This is a genomic window from Cupriavidus laharis (assembly GCF_914271435.1).
GTDB classification, from domain to species: Bacteria; Pseudomonadota; Gammaproteobacteria; order Burkholderiales; family Burkholderiaceae; genus Cupriavidus; species Cupriavidus laharis.
The window spans coordinates 210,764-237,503 of record NZ_CAJZAI010000009.1; the positions used below are offsets into that span (position 1 = coordinate 210,764).

23 protein-coding genes are annotated in these 26,740 nt (G+C 66.2%); 18 read left to right on the forward strand and 5 right to left on the reverse strand.

All coding sequences use genetic code 11. From position 1 onward, the window contains the following. Positions 1-110: 110 nt before the first annotated feature. Positions 111-2,090, forward strand: coding sequence for a monovalent cation:proton antiporter family protein (locus LDO29_RS19030; RefSeq protein WP_224081344.1), 1,980 nt, complete (start codon positions 111-113; stop codon positions 2,088-2,090). A 40-nt stretch (positions 2,091-2,130) separates the two neighbouring features. Here LDO29_RS19030 and LDO29_RS19035 read toward each other — a convergent pair whose 3' ends face one another. Together LDO29_RS19035 and LDO29_RS19040 are read right to left on the reverse strand one after the other, a co-directional pair. Beyond that, entirely contained in the window at positions 2,131-2,514 is a 384-nt protein-coding gene (locus LDO29_RS19035) for a ribbon-helix-helix domain-containing protein (RefSeq protein ID WP_224081345.1), read from the reverse strand. Between the two features lie 57 nt (positions 2,515-2,571). Next, entirely contained in the window at positions 2,572-3,150 is a 579-nt protein-coding gene (locus LDO29_RS19040) for a DJ-1/PfpI family protein (RefSeq protein WP_224081346.1), read from the reverse strand. 184 nt (positions 3,151-3,334) lie between these two features. On the opposite strand from LDO29_RS19040, the gene LDO29_RS19045 reads away from it, so the two are divergent. The 3 genes from LDO29_RS19045 to LDO29_RS19055 all read left to right on the forward strand — a co-directional run bounded on the left by LDO29_RS19045 (position 3,335) and on the right by LDO29_RS19055 (position 6,431). Then, positions 3,335-3,907 (forward strand): adenine phosphoribosyltransferase, encoded by a 573-nt coding sequence (locus LDO29_RS19045; protein ID WP_224081347.1) that lies wholly within the window; start codon positions 3,335-3,337, stop codon positions 3,905-3,907. A gap of 51 nt (positions 3,908-3,958) precedes the next feature. Beyond that, positions 3,959-4,570 carry a LysE family translocator gene (locus LDO29_RS19050; protein WP_224081348.1) on the forward strand — a complete coding sequence of 204 codons (612 nt, stop codon included), beginning with the start codon at positions 3,959-3,961 and terminating at the stop codon, positions 4,568-4,570. Positions 4,571-4,739: 169 nt separating this feature from the next. Beyond that, complete coding sequence (locus LDO29_RS19055; RefSeq protein WP_224081349.1) at positions 4,740-6,431, forward strand: Na/Pi cotransporter family protein; 1,692 nt, start codon at positions 4,740-4,742, stop codon at positions 6,429-6,431. Between the two features lies 1 nt (position 6,432). Here the strand turns inward: LDO29_RS19055 and LDO29_RS19060 are convergent, their stop codons facing one another. Then, positions 6,433-6,918, reverse strand: a complete 486-nt coding sequence (locus LDO29_RS19060; RefSeq protein ID WP_224081350.1) for an adenosine-specific kinase — start codon at positions 6,916-6,918, stop codon at positions 6,433-6,435. 107 nt (positions 6,919-7,025) lie between these two features. After that, positions 7,026-9,890: an excinuclease ABC subunit UvrA gene (gene uvrA / locus LDO29_RS19065; protein WP_224081351.1), complete on the reverse strand. Its 2,865-nt coding sequence runs from the start codon at positions 9,888-9,890 to the stop codon at positions 7,026-7,028. A 411-nt stretch (positions 9,891-10,301) separates the two neighbouring features. Here uvrA and LDO29_RS19070 point away from each other — a divergent pair, with 411 nt between their 5' ends. Further along, positions 10,302-11,552 carry an MFS transporter gene (locus tag LDO29_RS19070; protein ID WP_224081352.1) on the forward strand — a complete coding sequence of 417 codons (1,251 nt, stop codon included), beginning with the start codon at positions 10,302-10,304 and terminating at the stop codon, positions 11,550-11,552. A 225-nt stretch (positions 11,553-11,777) separates the two neighbouring features. Further along, on the forward strand, positions 11,778-12,311 hold the full coding sequence (locus tag LDO29_RS19075; protein WP_224081353.1) for a single-stranded DNA-binding protein: 534 nt from the start codon (positions 11,778-11,780) through the stop codon (positions 12,309-12,311). A gap of 118 nt (positions 12,312-12,429) precedes the next feature. On the opposite strand, the gene LDO29_RS19080 is transcribed toward LDO29_RS19075, so the two are convergent. Continuing rightward, positions 12,430-13,323, reverse strand: a complete 894-nt coding sequence (locus LDO29_RS19080) for a LysR substrate-binding domain-containing protein (RefSeq protein WP_224081380.1) — start codon at positions 13,321-13,323, stop codon at positions 12,430-12,432. A 145-nt stretch (positions 13,324-13,468) separates the two neighbouring features. Here LDO29_RS19080 and LDO29_RS19085 point away from each other — a divergent pair, with 145 nt between their 5' ends. The 12 genes from LDO29_RS19085 (at position 13,469) to LDO29_RS19140 (ending at position 26,419) form a co-directional block, all read left to right on the forward strand. Continuing rightward, complete coding sequence (locus tag LDO29_RS19085; protein ID WP_224081354.1) at positions 13,469-14,275, forward strand: citryl-CoA lyase; 807 nt, start codon at positions 13,469-13,471, stop codon at positions 14,273-14,275. 19 nt (positions 14,276-14,294) lie between these two features. After that, positions 14,295-15,467: a CaiB/BaiF CoA transferase family protein gene (locus tag LDO29_RS19090; RefSeq protein WP_224081355.1), complete on the forward strand. Its 1,173-nt coding sequence runs from the start codon at positions 14,295-14,297 to the stop codon at positions 15,465-15,467. Positions 15,468-15,487: 20 nt separating this feature from the next. Beyond that, a complete protein-coding gene (locus LDO29_RS19095; protein ID WP_224081356.1) occupies positions 15,488-16,459 on the forward strand; it encodes a Bug family tripartite tricarboxylate transporter substrate binding protein in 972 nt (323 codons plus the stop codon). 340 nt (positions 16,460-16,799) lie between these two features. Then, positions 16,800-17,987 carry an alpha/beta hydrolase gene (locus LDO29_RS19100; protein ID WP_396022694.1) on the forward strand — a complete coding sequence of 396 codons (1,188 nt, stop codon included), beginning with the start codon at positions 16,800-16,802 and terminating at the stop codon, positions 17,985-17,987. A 44-nt stretch (positions 17,988-18,031) separates the two neighbouring features. Beyond that, positions 18,032-19,738: an AMP-binding protein gene (locus tag LDO29_RS19105; RefSeq protein WP_224081358.1), complete on the forward strand. Its 1,707-nt coding sequence runs from the start codon at positions 18,032-18,034 to the stop codon at positions 19,736-19,738. A gap of 13 nt (positions 19,739-19,751) precedes the next feature. Further along, positions 19,752-20,639: a VOC family protein gene (locus LDO29_RS19110; protein ID WP_224081359.1), complete on the forward strand. Its 888-nt coding sequence runs from the start codon at positions 19,752-19,754 to the stop codon at positions 20,637-20,639. After that, positions 20,636-21,796, forward strand: a complete 1,161-nt coding sequence (locus tag LDO29_RS19115) for an FAD-dependent monooxygenase (RefSeq protein WP_224081360.1) — start codon at positions 20,636-20,638, stop codon at positions 21,794-21,796. The genes LDO29_RS19110 and LDO29_RS19115 overlap by 4 nt, the downstream gene beginning before the upstream one ends. Further along, positions 21,793-22,239 carry an acyl-CoA thioesterase gene (locus tag LDO29_RS19120; RefSeq protein WP_224081361.1) on the forward strand — a complete coding sequence of 149 codons (447 nt, stop codon included), beginning with the start codon at positions 21,793-21,795 and terminating at the stop codon, positions 22,237-22,239. The genes LDO29_RS19115 and LDO29_RS19120 overlap by 4 nt, the downstream gene beginning before the upstream one ends. A gap of 28 nt (positions 22,240-22,267) precedes the next feature. After that, positions 22,268-23,023 carry a maleate cis-trans isomerase family protein gene (locus tag LDO29_RS19125; RefSeq protein WP_224081362.1) on the forward strand — a complete coding sequence of 252 codons (756 nt, stop codon included), beginning with the start codon at positions 22,268-22,270 and terminating at the stop codon, positions 23,021-23,023. A gap of 64 nt (positions 23,024-23,087) precedes the next feature. Further along, complete coding sequence (locus tag LDO29_RS19130) at positions 23,088-24,347, forward strand: MFS transporter (RefSeq protein WP_224081363.1); 1,260 nt, start codon at positions 23,088-23,090, stop codon at positions 24,345-24,347. A 106-nt stretch (positions 24,348-24,453) separates the two neighbouring features. Beyond that, positions 24,454-25,260, forward strand: coding sequence for a TetR/AcrR family transcriptional regulator (locus tag LDO29_RS19135; protein WP_224081364.1), 807 nt, complete (start codon positions 24,454-24,456; stop codon positions 25,258-25,260). A gap of 184 nt (positions 25,261-25,444) precedes the next feature. Beyond that, positions 25,445-26,419, forward strand: coding sequence for a Bug family tripartite tricarboxylate transporter substrate binding protein (locus tag LDO29_RS19140; protein ID WP_224081365.1), 975 nt, complete (start codon positions 25,445-25,447; stop codon positions 26,417-26,419). The last annotated feature ends 321 nt before the right edge of the window (positions 26,420-26,740 follow it).

Genomic DNA, 26,740 nt, shown 5'->3' on the forward strand with positions numbered 1-26,740 from the left:
CGGCGACGCCCGGGCTGTCCTGGCGACCGTCGTGCTTGCCGTGTTCCCCCGGCAGGGCGCCCTGCCGGGGCACAGCCGGCCCGCCCTGTCGGTTCATCCTGAGCGTCCTGATGCATTCTCCGCTGGAACTGACCCTGGTGCTGCTGGCTGCCGCCGTGTTCGGCGTGGTCGCGTTCCGCATGCTGCAGCTCCCGCCCATGCTCGGCTACCTGGCGGTCGGCATCCTGATCGGCCCGCATGCGCTGGGCCTGGCCAGCGACACGGCCCAGACCAAGTACCTGGCCGAATTCGGCGTGGTCTTCCTGATGTTCTCCATCGGCCTGGAATTCAGCCTCAGCAAGCTGCGCGCGATGAAGCGGCTGGTGTTCGGGCTGGGCGGCTCCCAGGTGGTGCTGTCGATGCTGGCCGTGGTGCCGGCAAGCTGGCTGTTCAACTGGCTGTTTCCGTTGTCCTGGCAGGCGTCGGTGGCGCTCGGCGGTGCGCTGGCGATGTCTTCCACGGCCATCGTCTCCAAGATGCTGGCCGAGCGCGTGGAGCTGGAAAGCGAGCACGGGCGCAACATCATCAGCGTGCTGCTGTTCCAGGACCTGGCCGTGGTGCCGCTGCTGATCGTGATTCCGGCCCTGTCGCGCGACCCGGGCGACCTGGTGGTGGCGCTGGGCATGGCCACGGCCAAGATTGCCGTGGCCCTGGGCGCGATCTTCTTCCTGGGCCAGCGCCTGATGAGCCGCTGGTTCCACGTGGTGGCGGCGCGGCGATCGCAGGAACTGTTCATGCTGAACCTGCTGCTGGTCACGCTGGGCATGGCTGCGCTGACCGAACGGCTGGGCCTGTCGATGGCGCTGGGCGCGTTCATGGCCGGCATGCTGATCTCGGAAACGCCGTACCGGCACCAGGTGGAAGAGGACATCAAGCCCTTTCGCGACGTGCTGCTGGGGCTGTTCTTCGTCACCATCGGCATGCTGCTCAACATCCAGGTGGTGCTCGAGCATGTATGGCTCGTACTGGCGCTGCTGACGGTGCCGATACTGTTCAAGCTGGTGCTGATCGCCGTGCTGGCACGCCTGTTCGGCTCGCGCCAGGGGGTGGCTATCCGCACAGGCCTCGGGCTGGCGCAAGCCGGTGAATTCGGCTTCGTACTGCTCAACCAGATCGACGGGCTGAACCTGGTGGACCCGGTGCTGATCCAGGTCATCCTGGCGTCGATGCTGCTGTCGATGCTGGCCGCGCCGTTCCTGATCCAGTACAGCGATGCCATCGTGCTGCGCTTTGCCGCGAACGAATGGCTGATGCAGTCGCTGAACATGACGCGCATCGCCGCGCAAAGCCTGCAGACCGAGAAGCACGCCATTATCTGCGGCTACGGACGCAGCGGCCAGAACCTGGCCCATATGCTCGAGCGCGAGGGCATCACTTACGTGGCCCTCGACCTCGACCCGGACCGCGTGCGCGATGCCGCCGCCGCCGGCGATACCGTGGTCTATGGCGACGCCGGCCGGCGCGAGGCGCTGATCGCCGCCGGCATCCACCGTGCCGCCGCCATCATCGTCACCTATGCCAATACGCCGTCCGCGCTGAAGGTGCTGCACCATGTGCAGGAACTGGCGCCCGCGCTGCCGGTGATCGTGCGCACGGTGGACGATTCCGAGCTGGACACGCTGCAGAAGGCCGGCGCCACTGAAGTCGTGCCGGAGATCATCGAGGGCAGCCTGATGCTGGCGTCACACGCGCTGGTATTGCTCGGGGTGCCGATGCGGCACGTGCTGCGCGGCGTGCAGGAAGCGCGCGACGCGCGCTACAGCCTGCTGCGCGGCTACTTTCACGGCCGCGACGATGAGGAGGACATGGTCGAGCGCGACACCGTGCGCCTGCATTCCGTGTCGCTTGGCGCGGCCGCCACGGCGGTTGGGCGGCGCCTTGGCGCGCTGGGGCTGGAGCGGATCGGGGCCGAGGTCACGGCGGTGCGGCGCCGCGGCATCAGCGCTTTCGATCCGGAGCCGGACACGGTTCTCGAAGCCGGCGACATTATCGTGCTGCGCGGTACCCCGGAGGCGCTGGAGGCAGCGGAGGCGCGGATCCTCAGCGATTGAGCGGCCCCCACCAAACAGACGCGGGAAAGCGCCTGGTCCGCTAGTGCGCCGCTCCGGCAGGCGCCTCCACCCACGATGGCGGCAGGCTGTCCAGCACCGAGCGCGCGTCGAGCGAGCGGATCGGGACGGCGGGATCGGCCGGAATGCGCCCCTTGCCCTGCAACATCAGGTAGCGCAGGCAGCACACGCGCAGGAATGACGAGAAATTGCCGGCCACGGCTTCGTCGCCGCGATGCGCGGTGAGCTCGTCATGCAGTCGCGTGATGAGCTGGTTGACGGTCATGCCGTCGCGCCGTGCCAGCTCTTCGAGCACTTCCCAGAACAGGTTTTCGAGCCGGATGCTGGTGGCAACGCCATGCAGCCGTAGCGACCGCGCCTGGCATTCGTAGGACTGCGGGTTGGCGCGGATGAAGATCTCACACATGGGAACTCCCGTGCTGGCGACGCCTGCCAGGGCCGGTGGCGCCGCGTTCGGAAGCCTCTAATGTACGATCCGCGTCCCCAGCACGGCAAGGAACTGGGCCAGCCAGGCAGGGTGGGCGGGCCAGGCCGGCGCCGTCACGAGGTTGCCGTCGGTGTGGGCCTGGTCGACCGGGATGTCCGCATACTTGCCGCCGGCCAGCTTCACTTCCGGCGCGCAGGCGGGGTAGGCGGAGCAGGTGCGGCCTTCCAGCACGCCGGCGGCCGCCAGTAGTTGGGCGCCGTGGCAGACCGCCGCGATGGGCTTGTTGGCGCCGGCAAAGTGCTGCACGATCTCCAGCACGCGCCCGTTCAGGCGCAGGTATTCCGGGGCGCGCCCGCCAGGAATGACCAGGGCGTCGTAGGCGGCCGGGTCGACCTCGGCAAACGTGGCGTTGAGCGCGAAGTTGTGGCCGCGCTTCTCGGTGTAGGTCTGGTCGCCCTCGAAATCGTGGATGGCGGTGGCGCAGCTGTCGCCGGCCTTCTTGTCCGGGCATACCGCATGCACGGTGTGCCCCACCATCTGCAGGGCCTGGAACGGGACCATGGTTTCGTAGTCTTCGGCGAAGTCGCCTACCAGCATCAGAATCTTCTTTGCCATCGCGGTCTCCTGTATGGTTACGGGTGTCCGGCCGGCCTGTGGGGCCCGGCATGGCACCGGCAGGGCCATTGTGCGTGGGGCCCGCGTGGCCCGGGTGGTAACCCGTTACCGCAGCCGCTGCCCGGCCGGCCGGTCGGCGTTTCCGGCGGAGCGCCCGTGGCGCAACCTACATTTCCAGATCTCCATGGCAGATTCCATCATCCAGTCCCCCGATCTCGGCGACGTCACAGGCTACCTGCGTGACCGCATCCGTACCGTGCCGGACTGGCCCATGCCCGGGGTGCAGTTCCGCGACATCACGCCGCTGCTGCAGAACCCCAAGACCTTGCGCGTGCTGATCGACGTCTTCGTGCACCGCTACATGGATGCGCAGCTCGACCTGGTCGCGGGCATCGACGCGCGCGGCTTCATCCTTGGCGCCATCGTCGCCTATGAACTGAACCTCGGCTTCGTGCCGATCCGCAAGAAGGGCAAGCTGCCGTTCCAGACCGTGGCCGAGGAATACGAGCTCGAATACGGCAGCGCCACGGTCGAAATTCACGCGGACGCCTGCAAGCCGGGCGATCGCGTGCTGCTGATCGACGACCTGATCGCCACCGGCGGCACCATGATGGCCGGCCGCAAGCTGCTCGAGCGCCTGGGTGCCACGGTGGTGGAAGGCGCCGCCATTGTCGACCTGCCCGAACTTGGCGGTTCCCGGCTGCTGCAGGGCGCGGGCCTGCAGCTGTTCACGGTGTGTCGATTCGACGGTCACTGACAGGCCGCGCGGACGCGCTGCCAGCCTGATCCATTCCCGACGGAGACCCTCATGCCCGACTTGCTGCTGTTCCTCGTGACCTCGGTCGCCATCACCCTTGCCCCTGGTCCGGATAACCTGCAGGTGCTGGCGCGCGGTATGGCGCAGGGCCGGCGCGCGGGCGTGGTGGCGGCGCTCGGGTTTGCGGTCGGCTGCCTGTTCCATACGATGGTTGCCGCGGTTGGGCTGGCAGCGGTGCTGCGCTCGTCCCCGCTGGCCTTCCAGCTGATCAAGTACGCCGGCGCGGCCTACCTGATCTGGATCGGCATCCAGGCGCTGAGCGCGAAGGGCGGGCTGGCGCAGGGCAGTGACGTGGCCGCGGTGCCGCTTGGCAAGGTGTTCCGGCAGAGCGTGCTGGGCAACATGATGAACCCGAAGGTCACGCTGTTCTTCCTGGTGTTCCTGCCCCAGTTCGTGCATGCCGACACTACTCATCCGGCGCTGCAGTTCGTGTTGCTGGGCCTGGTGTTCATGCTGCAGACGGCCGTGGTGTTCTCGCTGTTCGGCCTGTGCGCGGGCTGGCTCGGCGCATGGCTGCGCAAGCGGCCGGCTACGGGGCGCTGGCTGGACCGCGCGGCCGGCGCGATCTTCGTCGGCCTTGGCATCAAGGTCGCGCTGCCCTGAACCGAGCCTGCGCAGACGCGTCCGGCGCGCGCCGCCGGCGTGCCCCTCACGCCCCATGGCGTTGCCCCGCCCCCATGACGGGCGCATAATGACCCATTGACAACAACATGATGACCGGGCGGGCGCCTCCTCCAAGCTGTATCCGGCACCGGTCACACAGGGGCGCACAATGGGCGTACTTCTGCATCTTCTTTCTGGCGTGGCCCTGCTTGTCTGGGGCACGAACATCGTCAAGGTCGGGATCCTGCGCGTCTACGGCGCCAATCTCCGGCACGTACTCTCGGCCAGCGTCGCCAACCGCTTTACCGCCTTCCTCGCCGGGCTGGGCGTCACCGGTCTCGTCCAGAGCAGCAACGCCACCGCCGTCATCGTCAGTTCCTTCGTGGGCCAGGGCCTGATCGCCGTGGCGCCTGCGCTGGCCATCATGCTCGGCGCCAACGTGGGTACCGCGGTCATGGTGCAGGTTTTTTCGCTGGACCTGTCCTGGCTCTCGCCGCTGCTGATCTTCATCGGCGTGATCCTCCACCTGAGCTGGAAGGGCAACAAGCCCGGGCATGTCGGCCGTGTGCTGATCGGCCTGGGGTTGATCACGCTGGCGCTTGAACTGATCTCGATCGCGACCCGCCCGGTGGTGCAGGCAGCGGGCGTCAAGGTGCTGTTCGGCACGCTGACCGGCGACGCGGCGCTGGACATGCTGATTGGCGCCTTCCTGACTATCCTTTGCTATTCGAGCCTGGCCGTGGTGCTGTTCTGCGGCGCACTGGCCTCGGCCGGCGTGGTGTCGATACCGGTGGCGCTGGCGCTCGTGCTGGGCGCCAACCTCGGGTCCGGCATCTCGGCGCTGCTGACCACGTCGGGCAACAACCAGCCCGGCAAGCGCGTGACCCTCGGCAACCTGTTGTCGCGGCTGCTGGGCTGCCTGGTCGCGCTGCCGTTCCTGCCCGAGGCCGAGAGCCTGCTGGCGCTGATCGACCATGACCCGCAGCGCCTGATCGTCAATTTCCACCTGCTGTTCAACGTGGCGCTGGCTGTCCTGCTGCTGGGTGCGACCGCGCCGCTGGCGCGCCTGTGTGAAGCGGTGCTGCCCGGGCGCAACACCGGCGAAAGCCAGGTCACCCCGCGCCACCTCGACACCGCCGCGCTGCCCACGCCGACGCTCGCGCTGGCCAATGCCGCCCGCGAGGTGCTGCGCATCGGCGACCGCGTCGAGCAGATGCTGGACAACCTGCTGCGCGTGCTGCGCACCAACGATGCCAAGCTGGCGGCCGCCACCTGCCGCATCGACAACGAGGTGGACGACCTCTATACCGCCATCAAGCTTTACCTGACCCGCATCAGCCTGGAAGCGCTGGACGAGCGCGACGGCCAGCGCTGGACCGAAATCATCTCGCTGACCATCAACCTAGAACATGCGGGCGACATCATCGAGCGCATCCTGATTGATACCAGGGACAAGAAGATCGCCCACAACCTGATGTTCTCCGAGGCGGGCATGGAGGAAATCGCCGAGATGCACGCTCGGCTCGTGGCAAACCTGCGGCTTGGCCTGTCGGTGTTCCTCAACGGCGACCTGAAAAGCGCCCAGACGCTGATGGCCGAAAAGGCCAACTTCCGCGAGCTCGAGCGGAAATACGCGCGTACCCACCTGCAGCGCGTGGCCGTGCAGACTGCCGAAAGCGTGGAAACCAGTTCGCTGCACCTCGATGTGATCAGCGAACTCAAGCGCCTGAATTCGCTGTTCTGCGCGACCGCTTACCCGGTGCTGGAGCAGGCCGGCGTGCTGAACCGCAGCCGCATGAAGGAAGACGATTCGCCCGGCGCGCCGCCGGTGCAGCAGCTGAGCACCGCGGCGCGGCAGTGAACTACAACTTGTAGCCGATCTTGCGCAGCAGGTCTCGCCGCTCGCTGATATCGGCATCCGTCTCGATGCCGAGCGGCGATGCGCCATCGACCACGCCCAGCACGGCGCGGCCGCCATCGGTTTGCGCGATGATGATTTCGGCCGGATTGGCCGTGGCGCAGTAGATCCGGCAGACCTCCGGCACCGCGCGTACGGCGCCCAGCACGTTGACGGGGAAGAACCCGTCGCCCAGGAAGATGAAGAAGGAGTGCCCCGCGCCGACCGCGCGGGCATTCTCGCAGGCCAGGTCGATCAGCGCTTCATCGGTGCCCGACCAGCGCACCAGCCGCTTGCCCGAGGCCTCGCAGAACGCCAGCCCGAAGCGGATGCCGGGCACGGTCCCTGCCAGTGCCTCATGCAGGTCTTCCACCGTCTTGATGAAGTGCGACTGGCCGAAGATGAAGTTGGTCGCTTCCGGTTTGGTGACCGGTACCGACAGGAGTTCCATGGCGGGCCTCCACGCATTGGCGGCGACGGCCGTCGTGGCCGTCCTCGCCGTTCATGGTAGGCCCTGCGGCACCGAATGCAAGCCGGTGCCGCCACTCCCTCAACGCCTCAGCCCCGCTTGAGCAGCGGCGCCAGGTACTTGCCGGTGAAGCTCGCCTTGCTCTTCGCCACATCCTCCGGCGTGCCGCGCGCGATCACCTGTCCGCCGCCGGCGCCACCTTCGGGGCCCATGTCGATCAACCAGTCCGCGGTCTTGATCACGTCCAGGTTGTGCTCGATGATCACCACGGTATTGCCCTGGTCGCGCAGCTTGTGGATGACCTTGAGCAGCAGTTCGATATCGTGGAAGTGCAGGCCCGTGGTGGGTTCATCCAGGATGTAGAGCGTGCGGCCGGTGTCGCGCTTGGACAGTTCCAGCGACAGCTTCACGCGCTGCGCCTCGCCGCCCGAGAGCGTGGTGGCCGACTGGCCCAGGCGGATATAGCCGAGGCCCACGTCCAGCAGCGTCTGCAGCTTGCGGCGCACGACCGGCACCGCGCTGAAGAAGTCATGCGCCTGCTCGACGGTCAGCTCCAGCACCTCGGAGATGTTCTTGCCCTTGTACAGGACTTCCAGCGTCTCGCGGTTGTAGCGCTTGCCGTGGCACACATCGCACGGCACGTAGACGTCGGGCAGGAAGTGCATCTCGACCTTGAGCACGCCGTCGCCCTGGCACGATTCGCAGCGCCCACCCTTGACGTTGAACGAGAAGCGGCCCGGATCGTAGCCGCGCTCCTTGGCCGACGGCACGCCCGCAAACAGTTCGCGGATCGGCGTGAACAGGCCCGTGTAGGTGGCAGGGTTCGAACGCGGCGTGCGCCCGATCGGGCTTTGGTCGACGTTGATGACCTTGTCGAAATGCTCGAGCCCCTCGATGCGGTCGTGCGCCGCCGGCTCAGGCGTAGAGCCATACAGGTGGCGCGCCACCGCGTGGTAGAGCGTGTCGTTGATCAGCGTGGACTTGCCCGAGCCCGACACGCCGGTGATGCAGGTCAGCAGCCCGACCGGGACCTCCGCCGTGACATTGCGCAGGTTGTTGCCGCTGGCGTTGACGATGCGCAGCAGGCGTTCGTCGTCCGGTGCGGCACGCTTGCTTGGTACTTCAATGCGCCGTTGTCCCGAAAGGTACTGCCCCGTCAGCGATGCCGGCGAGTCCTCGATCTGCCGCGGCGTGCCCTCGGCCACGATCATCCCGCCATGCACGCCGGCGCCCGGGCCAATGTCCACCACGTAGTCGCTCGCGCGGATCATGTCCTCGTCGTGCTCCACCACCAGCACCGAGTTGCCGATGTCGCGCAGGTGCTTGAGCGTGCCGATCAGGCGGTCGTTGTCGCGCTGGTGCAGGCCGATCGACGGCTCATCCAGCACATACATCACGCCGGTCAGGCCCGAGCCGATCTGCGAGGCCAGGCGGATGCGCTGTGCCTCGCCGCCCGAAAGCGTGTCGGCGCTGCGCTCCAGCGACAGGTAGTCCAGGCCGACGTTGTTCAGGAAGTTCAGCCGCGCGGTGATCTCCTTGACGATCTTGTCGGCGATCTCGCGCTTGGCGCCCTGCATGTCGAGCGTCAGGAAGTAGGTCAGCGTGTCGCGCAGCGGCCAGCCGTTGATCTCGAAGATGGCGCGCGCCTGCTCGCCTTCGCCGACCTTCACGTGCCGCGCCTCGGTGCGCAGACGCGTGCCGTGGCAGACCGGGCAGGGCTGGTTGTTCTGGTACTTGGCCAGTTCCTCGCGCACGGCCACCGAATCGGTTTCGCGGTAGCGGCGCTCAAGGTTGGGGATGATCCCCTCGAACACATGCGCGCGCACCGTGGTGCGGCCGCGTTCGTTCATATAGGTGAACGGGATTTCCTCTTCGCCCGAGCCGTGCAGCACCACCTGCTGCACGTTGGCCGGCAGCTCTTCGAACGGCGTTTCGGTGTCGAAGTCGTAGTAGGCCGCCAGGCTCTGCAGCATCTGGAAGTAGAACTGGTTGCGCCGGTCCCAGCCCTTGATCGCCCCGGAGGCCAGCGACAGGTTGGGGAAGGCCACCACGCGCTTCGGGTCGAAGAAGGTGATCTGGCCCAGGCCGTCGCAGCTCGGGCAGGCGCCCATCGGGTTGTTGAACGAGAACAGGCGCGGTTCCAGTTCCTGCAGCGAGTACGAGCAGATCGGGCACGCGAAGCGCGAGCTGAACATGTGCTCCTTGCCGCTGTCGAGCTCCAGCACAATGGCGCGGCCGTCGGCCAGCCGCAGCGCGGTCTCGAACGACTCGGCCAGGCGCTGCTTGATGTCCGGGCGCACCTTGACGCGGTCCACCACGACTTCGATGGTGTGCTTCTCGGTCTTCTTCAGCTTGGGCAGCGTATCGACCTCATAGACCTTTGCCTCGGCTTCATGCGCGGTGCCACCGCCCGAGCGGATGCGGAAGCGCACGAAGCCCTGCGCCTGCATGGTGTCGAACAGGTCGGAGTGCTCGCCCTTGCGGTCCGCCACTGCCGGCGCCAGGATCATCAGCTTGGTGTCTTCCGGCAGCGCCAGCGCGGCGTCCACCATCTGCGAGACGCTCTGCGCCTGCAGCGGCAGGTTGTGGTCGGGGCAGTAGGGCGTGCCGGCGCGCGCGTACAGCAGACGAAGGTAGTCGTGGATCTCCGTCACCGTGCCCACGGTGGAGCGCGGGTTGTGGCTGGTGGCCTTCTGCTCGATCGAGATGGCCGGCGACAGGCCCTCGATCAGGTCCACGTCCGGCTTCTCCATCAGCTGCAAGAACTGGCGCGCGTAGGCCGACAGGGACTCCACATAGCGGCGCTGGCCTTCCGCGTAAAGGGTATCGAATGCCAGCGACGACTTGCCCGAGCCCGACAGGCCCGTGATCACGATCAGCCGGTTGCGCGGCAGGTCGAGATTGATGTTCTTCAGGTTGTGGGTACGAGCCCCACGGATCTTGATTTCTTCCATATGCCGAAAAGGCCGAAAAGTCGTCGCCGGGCAGGCCGCCGGTCGGCGCTGGGCGCATGGACAGGTCGGTCTAACGGAAATCCCAAACTGAATTGAGAGTGCTTCATACGCCATTTAATCGCCGTGCCGCGGGCCTTTCCGGTCGCTGCGGACCGCCAGCGGACGCACGCGCCGGCGGCTGCCCGGCACGGCCAGGTGACCCGGAAAGCGCGAAGAAGCAAACCTGTTAATATACCGAACTTCGGTTTCCCGGGTTGTCCGCGCAAGGCGCGCACTGACGCGAACCGGGCCGAAGGGCCGAATGCCGCGCTTGCCTGGTTGCCCGGGATGGCAACTTCCGCCCCGGATGCCGATCGAAACAGCCATTGCCGGCAGCGCCGGCAAGCAGCCTGACCCACTCCCACGATCGCCATGTCGCCGATCCCATCTTCTTCCCCAGATGCCGCCGTAGCCGGCGAATCCAAGGCCGTACCGCAGCGTGAGCGCATGACGCGCACCGAGTTGCGCGCCAGCCTCTCGCTGGCCAGTATCTTCGCGCTGCGCATGCTGGGCCTGTTCCTGATCCTGCCGGTCTTCGCGGAGTACGCGCGCGGCCTGCCGGATGGCCATGACGCCCAGCGCGTCGGCCTGGCCATGGGTATCTACGGCCTGATGCAGGCTTTCCTGCACATTCCGCTCGGGTGGCTGTCGGATCGCATTGGCCGCAAGCCGGTCATGGTGGCAGGCCTGCTGCTGTTCGTGGCTGGCGGCCTGGTGGCCGCGTTCTCGGACACACTGTTTGGCATTACCGTGGGCCGCGCGCTGCAGGGTACCGGCGCGATTTCCGCCGCCATCACGGCCTGCATTGCCGACCTGACGCGCGAACGCCACCGTACCAAGGCCATGGCCATGGTCGGCGGCAGCATCGGGCTGACCTTCGCGCTGTCGCTCGTGATTGCCTCGCCGCTGCTGCATGCCATCGGTATGCCGGGTATCTTCGCGCTGATGTCGGTGCTGGGCGCGGTGGCAATCATCGTGACGCTGTTCGTGGTGCCAAGCCCGCCGCCGCCGCATCCGGTACGGCTGCCTTTCCGCCAGGTGCTGCTCAATCCCGACCTGATCCGCTTGAATGTCGGCGTTCTTGCCTTGCACGCGTCCCAGGTCGCCATGTTCATGGTGGTGCCCGCCATGCTTGCCGATGCCGGCATGCCGCTCGACCAGCACTGGAAGGTCTACCTGCCGGTGGTGCTGGTGTCGTTCGTGCTGATGCTCGGGCCGATGATGGCCGCAGAGCGCTATGGCCGCGTACGGCCTGTGCTGCTGGGCGCGGTGGGGCTGATGACGGCGGTCCAGCTGCTGTTCGCCGCCGTGCATGGCCTGTGGGCCATCGTCGCGGTCCTGCTCCTGTTCTTTGTCGCCTTCAACGTGCTGGAGGCCATGCAGCCTTCACTGGTCTCGCGCTACGCAGCCGCTTCGCGCGGCGCGGCGCTTGGCGTGTACAACACCACGCAGGCGCTGGGCCTGTTCCTTGGCGGCATGGTGGGCGGCTGGCTGCTCAAGCACGAAGGCCGCAGCGCCGTGTTCGTCGGTTGTGCAGTGGTGCTTCTGGTCTGGCTTATAATCGCCTGGAGCATGAAACCGCCGCCGGCCCGGGCGCAGGCGAGTGCGCAGGCGACGGCCTGAAGCGGTGCCAGCCGCATCACTTTGCAACAGATCCCGGCCGAATATGGCCTAGCATGACCGCGCTTCCCGACTATCTGGCCGGGGGCGCGTTATTCGTTTACGTTGTCGCTTTTGCAGTCGTCGCCCATGCGGTAGCCGCACCTGCAGCAATCCGGTTCAATCTACTTACTTACTGAGCAATGCCACGCTTTTCAGCACAGCGCGTGGCTTTTGGAGAACATTCACATGGCATCGGTCAACAAAGTCATCCTCGTCGGCAATCTGGGCGCGGACCCGGAAACCCGCTACATGCCCAGCGGCGACGCCGTGACGAACCTGCGCCTGGCAACCACCGACCGCTACAAGGACAAGCAGTCCGGCGAGATGAAGGAAGCTACCGAGTGGCACCGCGTCGCGATGTTCGGCAAGCTGGCCGAAATCGCAGCCCAGTATCTGCGCAAGGGCTCGTCGGTCTATATCGAAGGGAAGATCCGCACCCGCAAGTGGCAGGACCAGAGCGGCCAGGACAAGTACAGCACCGAAATCGTTGCCGACCAGATGCAGATGCTGGGCGGGCGCCAGAGCGCTGGCGGTGGCGGTGATGAAGGCGGCTATGGCGGCGGTGGTGGCGGTGGCTACAACCGTGAATCGTCGGGTAGCGGCTACGGTGGCGGCCGCGGCCAGGGTGGCGGCGGTGGCCAGCAGGGCGGTGCGCGTCGTCCGCAGCAGCAGGCGCCGTCGAATGGGTTCGAGGATATGGATGACGATATTCCGTTCTAAAACGGAATCCGGCCTGAATCTGTAAAAAAGAAGGCCCCGAAGTTTCTGCCTGACCAGGTAATCAGGCAGAGACTTCGGGGCCTTCTGTCTTGCCGGAACGGCTCCGTCAGCCACGGCATCACCCTTTTCTCCCCATCCCTTCCACCACCCGCCGCACCGTCGTCGCAAAGAACCGCACCGGCACCGCGCGCGGCGCCCCTCGCTTCCAGAGCAGGCCCGGCGTGCGCTGCGGCGTGGGGCTTTCCAGCGGGATGAAGCGCAGGCCCGGATCACCGGACTCCGCGCTTTCGCCGATCACCGCGGCGATATCGGTGCGCCGCACGAGCTCCAGCATCGGCGCGATCGAATTGAGTTCGGCGATGACCTGCGGCTCGGCCCCGGCAGCCCGGAAGCACTCGTCCAGCAGCTGGCGCGTGGCGAGATAGGCCGGCAGCAGCACCATGCGCATGCCGTGCAGCTCGACCATGCGCGCGCGCCTGCGCCCGGCCATCGGGTGGCGGTCGTTCACGACCAGCTTCAGCTCCTCGTTGTACAGCGGCTCGAAGAACAGCGCGTCGGTCTGCGTCGGCCGGTATGACACGCCCAGATCCAGCGTGCCCTCGGCGACGCGCGCCGTGATGTCGGCCGCGCTGAGTTCTTCGACGATCACCCGGACCGAAGGGTAGCGGCCAAGGAACGACGACACGCACTGCGGTATGAGCTGGATATTGAAGCTCTGCGTCGCGCCGACGCGCACTTCGCCGACCAGCGGATCCTGTTCGTCGCGCACGGCATGGATGGCGCGGTCCACCTGGCGCAGTGCCGGGGCGATGTGGAGCAGCAGCGTTTCGCCGGCTTCCGTCATGGAAACGCGTTTGCCGATGCGGTCGAACAGCGGCTGGCCGAGTTCCTCCTCGAGCTGCCGGATCTGGTGCGAAAGCGTCGATTGCGTGACATGCACGCGTTCCGCGGCACGCGTGAAATTGAGTGTCTCGGCCAGCGCTTCGAAGTAGCGGAGATGTCGGAGTTCCATGCGGGCGGCTGCGGCCAGGGCTGTCATCGGGGGGATATCCGCATCATACATAGATGCCATCGATCATTTGAAGCGAAATTCATCATCACTATCTGTGATTCGATGACCCTAGACTTGTCCCATATCCAAGGAGACAGGCATCGCCATGAAGATCGGCAAGGAAACCATTCCCCGCACGGGCATCAGCACGTCCAACACCGAGACCATCGTGGTCCGCGGCGCGGATCTGTGCCAGGAACTGATCGGCAAGCTCAGCTTCACCGAGTACTTCTACTTCCTCGTCACGGGCAAGCGCCCCGACGCCGCGGCGACGAAAGTGGTGGACGCCACCCTCGTCGCCATCGCCGAACACGGACTGGTGCCCAGCGTGCAGGCGAGCCGCATGACGCTGGCCGCCGCGCCCGATGCGCTGCAGGGCGCCGTGGCGGCGGGCATTCTCGGTTGCGGCTCGGTGATCCTGGGCGCATCGGAAACCGCCGGCGTGATGCTGAGCGAGGTGCGCGAGCGCATGCAGGGCGGCGAGACGATCGAGCAGGCGGCGAAGGCTGTCGTCACGGCCTGGCGCGAGGCACGTCGTCCGATTCCAGGCTATGGCCATCCGCTGCACAAGGCGCGCGATCCGCGCGTGGCAGCACTTTTCAGCGTGGCGCGGGAAGCGGGTGCCGACACGACCTATATCGAGATCGCCGATGCGGTGGAAGCCGTGATTCCCGGGATCGTCGGCAAGAACCTGAGCCTCAACGTGTCGGCCGCGATCCCCGCCGTGCTGCTGGGCGTCGGGTTCCCGCTCAATGCGCTGAAGGGCGTGCCGATCCTGGCGCGCACCGGCGGGCTGATTGCGCACCTGAGCGAGGAACTGCGCCAGTCGATCGGTTTCGCGCTGTCGTACCAGGCTACGCGGGAAGTTGCCTACACCGGCGAAGTCCCCGCCGGCTTCGACCCCAACGCCTGACGCGCTGACGGAGCCTGCCATGATCAAAGTCCTGCAAGGCGTGAAGGTGCTCGAACAAGGCACCTTCATCACCGGGCCGGCAGCGGGCATGCTGCTGGGCGACCTCGGCGCCGATGTCATCAAGATCGAGCAGCCCGGGACCGGCGACCCGTTCCGTGCGTTCAAGGGCGGCCTCTACAGCCCGCACTTCCAGACCTACAACCGCAACAAGCGCAGCATCACGCTCAATACCCGAAACGCCGACGACCTGGCCGTGTTCGACGAACTGGTGCGCGAGGCCGACGTCTATATCCAGAACTTCCGGCCAGGCGCCGCGGAGCGGATGGGGGCAGGGGAAGCGCGCCTGCGCGAGATCAATCCGCGCCTGATCTATTGCGCCATCAGCGGCTTCGGCGCGACGGGCCCGGCGGCTGCGCGGCCGAGCTACGACACCGTGGCGCAGGCGGCCAGCGGCTTCCTGAACCTGCTCATCAATCCCGCCAACCCGCGCGTGGTGGGCCCTGCCATCGCCGATGCCATGACGGGCTTCTACGCTGCCTATGGCATTCTCGGCGCGCTCCATGAACGCAGCCGCACCGGCGTGGGCCGCAAGGTGGAGGTGTCGATGCTGGAGGCGATGAGCCATTTCAATCTCGATGCCTTTACCCATTACTATTCGGCCGGCGAGGTCATGGGCCCGTACAGCCGGCCCAGCGTTTCGCAGTCGTACGTGCTGGAATGTGCCGACGGGAAGTGGGTTGCGTTGCACATGTCGTCGCCGGAGAAATTCTGGCAGGGGCTGGCCAACGCCATCGAACGGCCGGACCTGTTCAAGGACCCGCGCTTTGCGACGCGCGAGGCGCGCATCGCCAACCAGGAGACGCTGATCGACCTGCTCGGCGCCCTGTTCCGCCAGCGCCCGCGTGCCCAATGGTGCGAGCGGCTCGAAGCGGAAGACGTGCCGCACGCGCCGATGTATGACACGAGCGAAGCGCTGGAAGACCCGCAGGCCAAACATCTGCAGTTGCTGGTCACGGCGCAGCACCCGACGCTCGGCGAATTCCGGACCGTGCGCAGCCCGGTGTCGTTCGACGGCCAGCGCGCGCTTGATGTCGTGGCGCCGCCGCTGCTGGGCGAACATGACGCGCAGGTTCGCGAAGAAGTCCGCGCCAGGCTGGCGCAAACGGGAAGTCCGGCTCAGACCGGCTCCTGACCATCCGCAAAGGAGGAGACATGAAGACAATGATGGCGGCCACGGCCGCAATGGTGGCCCTCACGCTCACGGCCGGCCCGGTCCGCGCCGATGACTATCCTTCCAGGCCGGTGCGGCTGGTCGTGCCATTTGGCGGCGGCACGTCCACGGACATCACCGCGCGCATCATCGGCGACGCCATGAGCAAGAAGCTTGGCCAGCCGATCGTGGTCGAGAACCGTGCCGGCGCCGGCGGGTCGATCGGCACCGATTACGTCGCCAAGTCGAAGGCGGATGGCTACACGCTGACAATGGGTACCGTCGGCACGCTGGCCATCAACAAGGCGCTCTACCGCAAGCTGCCCTATGACCCGGGCAAGGACTTCTCGTACCTCGGCATCCCCGGCTATACGCCAACCTTGCTCGTGGTGCGCGAGGATGCGCCCTACAAGACGCTGGCCGACCTGATCGCTTATGCCAAAGCGCATCCGGACAAGCTGTCGTTCGGCTCGGCCGGCAATGGCACGTCCGGCCACCTGGCCGGCGAACTGCTCAAGTCGATGGCGGGTGTCAGCATGACGCACGTGCCGTTCAAGGAGGGCGGGCAGGCGCTGACTGCGGTGCTGGGCGGGCAGGTGGACTTCATGTTCTACCACCCCGTGGCCGTGCTGCCATACCTGAAGGGCCACAAGCTGCGCGCGCTCGCGGCCAGCAGCCAGCGCCGTTCGGTGGCGGCGCCGGACGTGCCGACCGTCGCGGAGTCCGGCTATCCGGGGTTCGACCTGACAGCGTGGTTCATGCTGGCCGGCCCGGCGGGCCTGGAGGCCTCGGCGCGGACCCGGTTGGTGCAGACGATGCAGGCGGTACTGCAGGACCCGGCCGTGCAGAAGCAACTGGCGGCGCAAGGGCTTGAGGCGGCTGCAATGGAAACCTCGCAACTTCCTGCCTTCGTGAATGGCGAGATGCTGAAATGGACTGCGGTCGTGAAGCAGTCGAATGCGCAGATAGACTGACTCCACTCGCCATTCGCCCATGCCGGCTTCGTGCCGCGGTGGGCATGCCGAACACTTCGGCCGCACTCTTCCCGGAGTGCGGCCGTTTGCTTTTCCCCGTCCGGATAAGATGTGACTTGCCGGTTGCGTTGGCGAATCGGCGCCTGATTGCCTGATACGCCAAGCGATGTACTCCGGACATTGCCAGTCTTTCGCCCGTCGTCTCGTAATTATTTGACAGTATATCAAATAACAACTAGATTATTGAGACGGTCCCAATTACGAAGGAGACAGTGTGACTGAACAAGACAAGCCGCAGGTGACGGCAGGGATGCGAGGCGCGTCATGGGACGCCCACCTGATGGATCGTCCATATCAAATGGTGCCCTATGCGCTCGGCACTGCCGATGGTCAACGCACGATCGGCTTCCTGTTCACCATGACCGGCAAGGAAAAGACCGTCGTCACGCTGATGCATCCGCGCGAAATGGCGATCACGCATTACCTCGTGCCATTCGTGCTCGATGCCGGTTGTGCGTGCTGGGTACAGGGCCCGCGTTCGATCGGCAATGACCTGCGCCTCGAGCATGAGATCGCGCTGTTCGACGTGGCGGCCGGCATGACGCATCTGCGTGATCTCGGCTACGAGAAGATCGTGATGCTCGGCAACTCCGGCGGTGCTGGCCTCTACACGTTCTACAACCAGCAGGCGCTGACGCTGCGCGAGATGCGCATTGCCCGCACGCCCGGAGGCCGTCCCACGAATCTGGGCGAGTTGCATATGCCGGAGGTCGACGGCTTTATCCTTGTGTCGCCGCATCCGGGGCAGGGCAAGCTGCTCATGAGCGGCGTCGATCCATCGGTCATCGATGAAGACGATCCGATGCAGACGGATCCGGCGCTCGATCCATTCTCGAAGGCGAATGGTTTCGATGCCGAGACCGGAAAGGGTCATTACACGCCCGACTTCATCGCACGCTACCGCGAAGCGCAAACGGCACGCGTGGCACGCATCGACGCGCGTGCCAGGGCGATGCTGCGCGCCAAGCAGGAGGCCCGCACCAGGCTGAAGGCCGCCACCGCGACGGAAGCCGATCGCCGCACCGCCGCGCATGCACCGATCTTCCAGGTCTGGCGCACCGACGCCGACCTGCGCTCCTGGGATATCACGCTCGATCCGTCGGACCGCAAGACGGGGTCGCTGTGGGGCAAGGACCCGTTCACGTCGAACTGGGGCAGCGTAGGGTTTGGCCGCACGGTGACGCCGGAGTCGTGGCTCTCGACGTGGTCGGGGCTGTCTTCGAATGCGGCGCTCGACAAGACGCTCGGTGCGCAGCACCAGCCGACCCTGCTGATCGAATACACGGGCGACCAGTGCACGTTTCCCGCGGACATCCGCGAGATCTACGACCAGATCCCGGCGCCGGACAAGCGCCACATCCGCGTGCGCGGCAACCACCACGGCATGGCCCTCAGCCGTGAGGAAGAACCTGGGCAGCGCATCGCGGGCCGCCATATCGTCGACTGGCTGCGCGAGACGATGGCCTGAGCCGGCATTGCCCGACATACACGTAAAAAACGACAGAGGTAGACATGCTGCAACCCACCCACGTGCGCCCGTCAGTATTGCTGGACGGCGTGCGCTATCCCGACGAAGACCGCCTGCGACAGTATGTGGCGGACGGCTACCTGACCGGCGAAACGCTGGCCGGCGCGTTCCGGCAGTCGTTCCGCGACCACAAGGACCGGCTCGCGCTGGTCGGCCCGGAAGGCGAGTTCACATACCAGGCGCTCGACGAGCAGACCGACCGGCTCGGCGCCGCGCTGCTGGCATTGGGACTCAAGCCGCTTGACCGCGCCGTGTTCCAGTGCGGCAACTGCAACGAGCTGCTGCTGGCATTCTTCGGCTGCCTGAAGGCCGGCGTTATCCCGCTGTGTTCGCTGCAGGCATTCCGCAAGCTCGAGATCAGCTATCTGGGAAAGCTGTGCGCGGCGCGGCTGCACCTCGTGCAGGGCGACGACCCGAAGTTCGACGACGTAGCCTTCGCCGAGGAAATGCAGGGCGAGGTGCCAAGCCTTGCCTTCATCCTGCAGGCGCGCGGGACACGCCGAGGCAGTGCCGTGCTGCTGGCCGACCTGGTCCGTGATATGCCGCTGGAGCGCGCACAGCAGATCCTTGCCGGCGTCACGCACGAGCCGTTCCAGGCGGCGGTGTTCCAGTTGTCGGGCGGCACCACGGGCGTGCCGAAAATCATCCCGCGCTTCCAGAACGAGTACCTGTACAACATGCGTGCGGTGGCGGCGTGGAACCGCTACACCGCGGAGGATGTGCTGTTCTTCCCCACGCCGTACATGCACAACCTCAACATGGGCTGCTTCTTCGGGCCGCTCCTGCTGAGCGGTGCCAGGGTGACGGTCGCGCCCGACATCTCGGAGCATACGCTGCAGGCGCTCGTTCGCGACTACGAACCGACGTGGTTCGGCGTGGCCGGGCCGATCCTGAATCGCATCGCACCGGAACTGCTGCGATCGGCGCCGGCCGACAAGGCGCGCCGCAATTTCATCGCGCCGAAGAACGCCGCCAACCTGACGCGCCTGACGGGCTCCCCGACGCACCATATCTTCGGCATGACCGAGGGCGTGATCATGTTCACGCGCCCGGAAGACCCGCCGGAGATCCGCGAGCAGTCGATCGGACGTCCCGTATCGGCTGCCGACGAAGTGCGCATCGTCCATCCGGGCACCGAGGAAGTTGTCGCCGACGGCGAGGTTGGCGAGGCGCTGTTCCGTGGTCCGTACACGATCCGCGGCTACTACAAGTCCGAGAACGAAGACACGACGCGCTTCACCGCCGATGGCTTCTACCGCTCGGGCGACCTGATGTCGTCGAGCGTGGTCGATGGCAAGCGCTACTACTTCTTCCGCGGCCGCATCAAGGACGTGGTCGACCGTGGCGGCGAAAAGATCAATGCCGAGGAACTCGAGAACGTCATCAACGGGCATCCCTCGGTCCTCGCCTCGGCAGTGGTCGGCATGCCCGACAAGGTCTATGGCGAGCGCGTCTGCGCATTCGTGCTGCTGAAGCCCGCCGCGGCGGCGGCCGGCCTGACGCTGCCGGCCTTGACGCAGTTCCTCCAGGAAGCCGGGCTGGCCAAGTTCAAGTGGCCGGAGCGCCTGGAGCTGATTCCCGAATTCCCGCTGACCGCATCCGGGAAGCTCAGCAAGGTGCTGCTGCGCGACCGCATCGTGCAGCTGCTGCAGGCGGAGACCGAGAAAGACGCCGTTCAGCAAAACCAGTGAACAAGGAAGAGACATGACCCGATCCACGCAAGCCGCCGTTCCCGCAGTTGCCCTGCACGGCGTCCACCACACTGCACGGCCCACCTGGAAGCTGGCCGAGACCGTGCATTTCTACCGCGACCTGCTCGGCCTGCCGCTGGTCCACGCGATCTCGGCCAAGGGCTGGGGCCCGGACAACCACGCCGACTTCCTGCACTTCTTCTTCGACAGCGGCAACGGCAGCACCATCGCGTTCTTCTACTACATCGGCACCGAACGCCCGGACTGGCTCGCCGTGCGCGAGCACTACCAGGACCGCGCCACGCATACGGCATGGCGCGTGCGTGACGAAGCCGAGCTGCTGCAGTGGCGCCAGCGCGTGGAAGCCGTGGGCATTCCGCTGCGCTACCAGATCCGCCACGAAGTGATCGAGTCGATCTACTTCAACGACCCGAACGGCTACCCGATCGAGATCACCTGGCAGGTGCGCCCGTTCAGCAATGCCGACAAGCGCGATGCCGCGCTCACCATCGACGCGGCCATCGAACTCGAGCGCGCCCGCGATGATGGCGGGGCGTTCGCTTCGATCGAGCCGGTCTGGCAGCGCAAGGCGGGGAACATCGAGAGCACCGGCGCCGGCACCGGAACCGACAAGGACAAGGACAAGGCATCGGTCTATGTGCTCGACGTGCCCGAGTTCGCACCGCTGATCGACGTCGCACGCAAGACTGACGGTTACCGTACCACGGTGCTCGGCAACGGCTATGTGCGCATCGACGGCAACCCGACGCTGCAGTTCCGCCGCAAGGAGCTCGGCTTCAAGCCCGCCGTGTGGTACGGCGCGCTGACCGGTGGGCTCGCGGGCCAGATCCGCCAGTTCGACATGGACGCGCTGGTGATTGCTCCGGGGGGCGCGCAATGAAGGTGACCATCATCGGTGGCGGGCCGTCCGGGCTGTTCCTGGCGATCCTGCTGAAGGAGCGCATGGCGGATGTCGATATCGACGTCTTCGAGCAGAACCCCGAGAACGCCACGTTCGGCTTCGGCGTGGTGCTGGCCGACACCGGCCTGGCGAACCTGCGATCGGCATCGCCGACCGTGGTGGACCGGCTGGCCCACGCCATGCGCTTCAACGACCAGCATTCGATCGTGTGCCATGAGCACCCGATCATCATGAAGAAGCCGGGTGCCGGCGGAGGCGCGATCCCGCGCATCAGCCTGTTGTCGGTGCTGCAGCAGCGTGCGCACGAGCTCGGCGTGCGCGTAACCTACAACAAGCGCATTGCCGACTTCGACACGATCGACGCCGACCTGATCGTCGGTGCCGACGGCATCAACTCCCAATTGCGCGCGGCCAACGAAGCCGGCTTCGGCACCACGCGCCGCATGCTGAGCAACCACTTCGCGTGGTTCGGCGTGGAGAAGCCGTTCCCGAGTCCCGCGCTGGTGTTCCGGAAGTACGAGGGCGGCTACTTCATCGCCCACTACTACCCGTACTCCGATTCGATGAGCACGTTCGTCGCCGAATGCGACCACCAGACCTGGCTGGACTTCGGCATGGAGGACATGAGCGCGGAAGCGCGGCAGGCGCTGTTCGAGCGTGTGTTCGCGCCGGAGCTGGACGGCTGCGGGCTGGTGTCGAACAACTCGGTGTGGCGCCAGTTCCCGGTCATCCTCAATGCGAACTGGCATGTCGGCCGCCAGGTGCTGATCGGCGATGCGCTGACGAGCGCGCACTTCTCGATCGGATCGGGCACGCGCATCGCCATGGAAGACGCGATGGCGCTGGCCGATGCGATCGTCGCGCATCCCGGCGATGTCCCGGCCGCGCTGCTGCAATACGATGCCGTGCGCAAGCCCGAGAAGGCCAAGCTGATCAGTGCATCGGAGGCTTCGTACAACTGGTACGAGAACATCCGCGAGTGGATGGAACTGCCTACGCCGCACGAGTTCGTCTTCCGCTTCATGACGCGCACGGGCCGCGTGGACGCCGAACGCCTGCGCGCACAGTTTCCGGCGCTGATGGCGGAACTTGCCGCGGGTGGCGTGTCCGGCGGCGCGGCCGTGGGGCAGCCATGATCAACGCGACGGAGTACGTGCTCAGCGAGAACCCGTTCGTCGTCCGGCGGCGCGTGCGCTGGGGCGACTGCGATCCCGCCGGGGTGGTTTACACCGGCCGGTTCACCGACTACCTGCTGGGAGCGGTAGGGCTCTACACCGCGCACATGGCCGGCGGCGGCAGGTTCGGCGAGGCGCATGGTGTCGGCACACCCTGCAAGGCGATGCGCTTCGAGTTCATCGGCACGCTATGGCCCGATGACGTGATCGACATCACCTGCACCGTGGAAGCCATCCGCACGCGCTCGTTCGATATCCACTGCATGGCACGGCGGCCCGACGGCGCGCCGGTGTTCGACGCGATGTTCTCGCCGATCTGCGTGCACCTGGATCGCCGTGAAAGCACGCCGATCCCCGATTCACTGCGCGACGTGCTGAAGCGTTTTCTCGCGCCCGCTCTATAGCCCCTGAACGTTCCCGGAATTTTCAAAGATGAAGTATCGAATCGGACAGATCGTGCCGAGCTCCAACATCACGATGGAGCGCGAGGTTCCCGCTATCTTCGCCGCACGCATGCAGGCGTTGCCCGAGCGGTTCAGCTTCCACGCCAGCCGCGTGCGCATGCACCGCGTGGTGGCCGAGGAGCTGGAAAAGATGAACCGTGACATGGGCCGCTGCGCGCTGGAGCTGGCCGACGCACGTGTCGATGTCATGAGCACGGCATGCCTGGTCGCCACCATGTGCATGGGCATGGGCTACCACCGCCAGGTGATCGACGAGCTCGGCAGCGCGATTGCCGATGCGCCGTACCAGCCGCAGATCATGACCTCGGCCGGTGCGCTTGTCGACGAGCTGAAGGACTTCGGTGCCCGCCGCATCTCGCTGATGGCGCCGTACAGCGACGCGCTGACGAAGACCGTGGTCGAGTACATCGAACACGAAGGGATCGAGGTGAAGGACGTGATCAACTTCTCGATCCTTGACAACCTGGAAGTCGGCGAGCGCGATCCGCTGCAATTGCTGGAAGACGTGAAGCGGCTCGACGTCAAAGGCGTCGATACCGTGGTGCTGTCGGCCTGCGTGCAGATGCCGTCGCTGGCCGCCATCGAGCCCGCGCAGCAGGCACTGGGTATCCCCGTGACCTCCACGGCCGTATGCACGGCGCGGCAGATGCTGCGCAGGCTCGGCCTTGCCGCTACGGCACCCGGTGCGGGCGCCTACCTCGGCAGCCAGACAGGGCTGCGCTGACCGCCGCAGCCGCCATCCGGCAGCCGCCCACCGAAGGCGGCGCCGCTAATCAGGAGACCATCTCATGCAAACCGCCCCCGACGCGCTGCCGCGCGTGTCCGTCCGCATCTATATCGGCGTGATCCTCGGCGCCGCCCTCGGCATGCTTGCCGGTTACGCGCCGCTGTTCAACGCCACGGCCGGTGTCTTTGTCCGGCCGCTTGCCGCCGAGTTCGGCTGGGGGCGGTCGCAGGCATCGCTGTCCTATGCGGCGTCGATGTTCGGCCTGGCGATCGTCAGCCCGATCGTCGGCGCGATGATGGACCGCTTCGGCATCCGCCGCGTGATTGCGTGCTCGGCCGTCGTATTCGGCCTTGCCACGGCTGCCATGGCGCTGCAGGACGGCAGCATGCTGGCGTGGGTGGCCTTGTCCGTCGTGGTCGGCATTTCGGGCGCGGCCACGTCGGTGCTGGGCTACCTGGCCGTGTTGCCGCAATGGTTCGACAGGCGCCTCGGGCTCGCACTGGGGATCGCGATGTGCGGCCTCGGCGCAGGCACGGTGATCCTTCCGATCACCGCGCAGTACCTCGTGACCACGTTTGGCTGGCGTGTGGCCTATGTTGGCCTGGGTGCGGGCTCGGTGGTGCTGTCGCTGGTGGCGTGTGGACTGCTGCGGGAACGCTTTGCAGGCAGTCGCGGTACCGGGCGAACGGGATCATCCGCTCCGGAAGGCGTGCCACTGGCGGAGGCACTGCGCAGCTACCGGCTGTGGGCGATCTGGCTGGTCTTCGTGCTGAGCTCGGCGGCAACACTGTCGCTCGGCCCGCACCTGCCGTCGCTGTTCGCGGACCGCGGCTTCGACGCGGCGATGGCGGCGCGCAGTGCGTCGATGGTCGGTATCGGGCTGCTGGTGGGGCGATTGCTGACCGGCGTGCTGATCGACCGCATCCACGCACCGCTGGTGGCCGGTGTGTTCTTCGTGGGCGGCGCCATCGGCGTGTACCTGCTGCGCGGCTCGCACGACTACGCGACGCTGCTGGTCGCGACGGCGCTGATCGGCCTGACCATTGGCGCGGAAGGTGACCTGATTTCCTACCTGGTGCGCTCGTATTTCGGCCTCGCGTCGTTCGGCTCGCTGTTCGGCATTGCGTTCTCGGGCTACGGCCTGGGTGCGGTGATCGGCCCGATCGGGCTTGGCGCATGGTTCGACCGGCACGGCAGCTATGATGTGCCGCTGCTGGTATTGCCATGCACGTTGCTGGTTGCGGCGGGACTGGTGCTGTCCGTTGGCCGATACCGGACGGGCCACCGGCGCGCGCCGGTGGCGGCTGCCGCATCGGCGTAGGGCCCGGCAGGACTTGGCTGGAAGTGGCTGGAAGTGGCAGAACAGGCGAAGCCGGATAGAATTGGCACACCACCAATTCCAAGCCGGTCCGCTTCGCCTCCTGATCATGCCTGCCGCACGCAAATCGCCCGCAGCCAAGGCCGCCGCACAGCCATCGACGAGTCCCACGCCGCGCCGGCGCGGACGCCCGCCCAAGACGGAATCACCGATCGGTGCCGAGCCGATGCTCAGCCGCACGACCATCCTGCAGCATGCGATCGAGCTGACCAGGACCATGCCGCTGGACCAGATTTCCATGGTGCAGCTCGCCAAGGATTTTGGCGTGGCGCCAGGGCTGATCCACTATTACCTCGGCGGACGCGACCAGCTCGTCACCGGCGTGCTCAATGACTACTATCGCCAGCGCACCCTGCGCCTCCAGCCGCTGACGGGTAACTGGCGCGCGGATGTCGAGCGCATCTCGCGGCTCAGCTTCCAGGTCGCGATCGAGAACCCCGGGGTCAGCAACTACGTAGCGTCGCATAACCGCTACCGCCTGTTCCAGGACGTGCAGCCCGGCGAAACCGACTACGGCCTGGAGTTCTTCAACCGCATGACGTCCGCGATCATGCAGGGCGGTTTCTCGGCGGAGCAGGTCGCGCTCGCGTACCACCTGCTTGCGCAATACCTGGTTTCGGCGAGCATGGCCGAAGCGTCGCGGCAGTTGCCGGCCTATCACCAGGCCTTCATCCAGAGCAAGCTCGACGCGGTGTCGGCCGAGCAGTATCCCGGCGCTCGCTTCGTCAGCAAGGCGTTCTCGAAGCTGTCTTCCGATACGGCCTTCGAAGAAGGGCTGCGCATCACGCTCGACGGCATCGAAGCGTGGCCGCGCCACGCAAAGCCCGCCAAAAAGAAGAGCGCGCGCGCCGCATAGGCGTCGGCGGGCTTCTTTCATCATCCACACGTCTCTCCGATTCCCGGCTTGACCGCTAGCCTCGCGCTAGTGGTATCTACTTATTTGATACACAATCAATAAACATACAATGCTTATTTGAGTGTCTATCAAATAAAGCGCCGGCAACCATCGTCTTGCCGGTGCGCCAGACGTCGGAGACAACATGAAGCGCCCCCTTACCGCGATTGCCCCCATTGCCGCGCTCGCCGGCGTGCTCGTTGCGCTGCCAGCGAGCGCGGAGGTGTACCCGGACAAGATGATCCGCATTCTCGTCCCTTCCATTGCGGGCAGTGCGCCCGACATCATTGCGCGGCAGATGGCCGAACGCCTGACCAGCACGTGGAAGCAGCAGGTGATCATCGAGAACAAGCCGGGCGGCAACGGCATTGTCGCCATGAGCGCGTTGAAGCAGGCACCGGCAGACGGCTATACGCTGGTGCTGTTCCACGCGGCAGCGGCCGTGACGACTCCGGTGATGTACAAGGAAGCGAAGTTCGACATCCAGCGCGATACCGCCGTAGCCGCCACGGTGGCCTACACGCCGATGATGTTCGTCGCCGGACCGGCCACCTCCTACAAGAGCCTGTCCGACGTGCTCAGGGACGGCAAGGCCCGCCCCGACGATGTCGTGATCGGCAGCCCCGCACGCGGCTCGGTCCCGCACCTGACGGCCGAGATGATGGGCCAGTCGCAGAAGACCAAATTTCGCCAGGTCAGCTTCAGCGGCACGACGCAGGCCATCCAGGCCGTCGTGAAGGGCGATATCCCGGTCTACGTCGATGGCATCGCGCCGCTGGTGCCACTCGTGCGCGGCGGCCGGCTCCGGGCGCTCGCCGTGACATCGGATGCACCGTTGCCCGGCCTCGAAGGCATTCCGCTCGCCAAAGACATTGCGCCGGGCCTCGTCGCCAAGGGCTGGTTCACGATTTTCGCGCCGAAAGGCACGCCAATGCCCGTGCTCGACCGCATCAACGCGGCGGTCAACCAGAGCCTGGCCCAGCAGCCGTTCATCGATCGCCTGAAGGACCTGGGCACGTATCCGATGCCGATGTCGCGCGCGGACGGCGCGCGGTTCATCGACGCGGAGAAAGTCCGCTGGGAAAAGGTCATTGCCGAAGCCGGCGTCAAGCCGGAATGACGGGCGACGCGCACCCTTGCGCTGCGCGTCGCTCCATTCCCGCCGCCGGCATTTCACGCAAGCCAGACGTACTACAACATCGGTGTCTCGGTCGGCGTGCGGCACAAGTTCTGAGTGCGCCGGGAGACCGGCAAGGAGTAGGTGGTGCAAGTCCACTGCGATGAAGGAATAGCGAACCACATCGGCCCCAAGCCGTGCGCAGGCCACCGTGAGGTGGTCGGCGAAGCGTCGGTAGGGGAACGTATGGGCCAGCCATTGAGCCGCGATAGTTGTGTAATTCCGGGTGCCGACGCGGTTCAGAACGCGGAAGGCAACATGGAG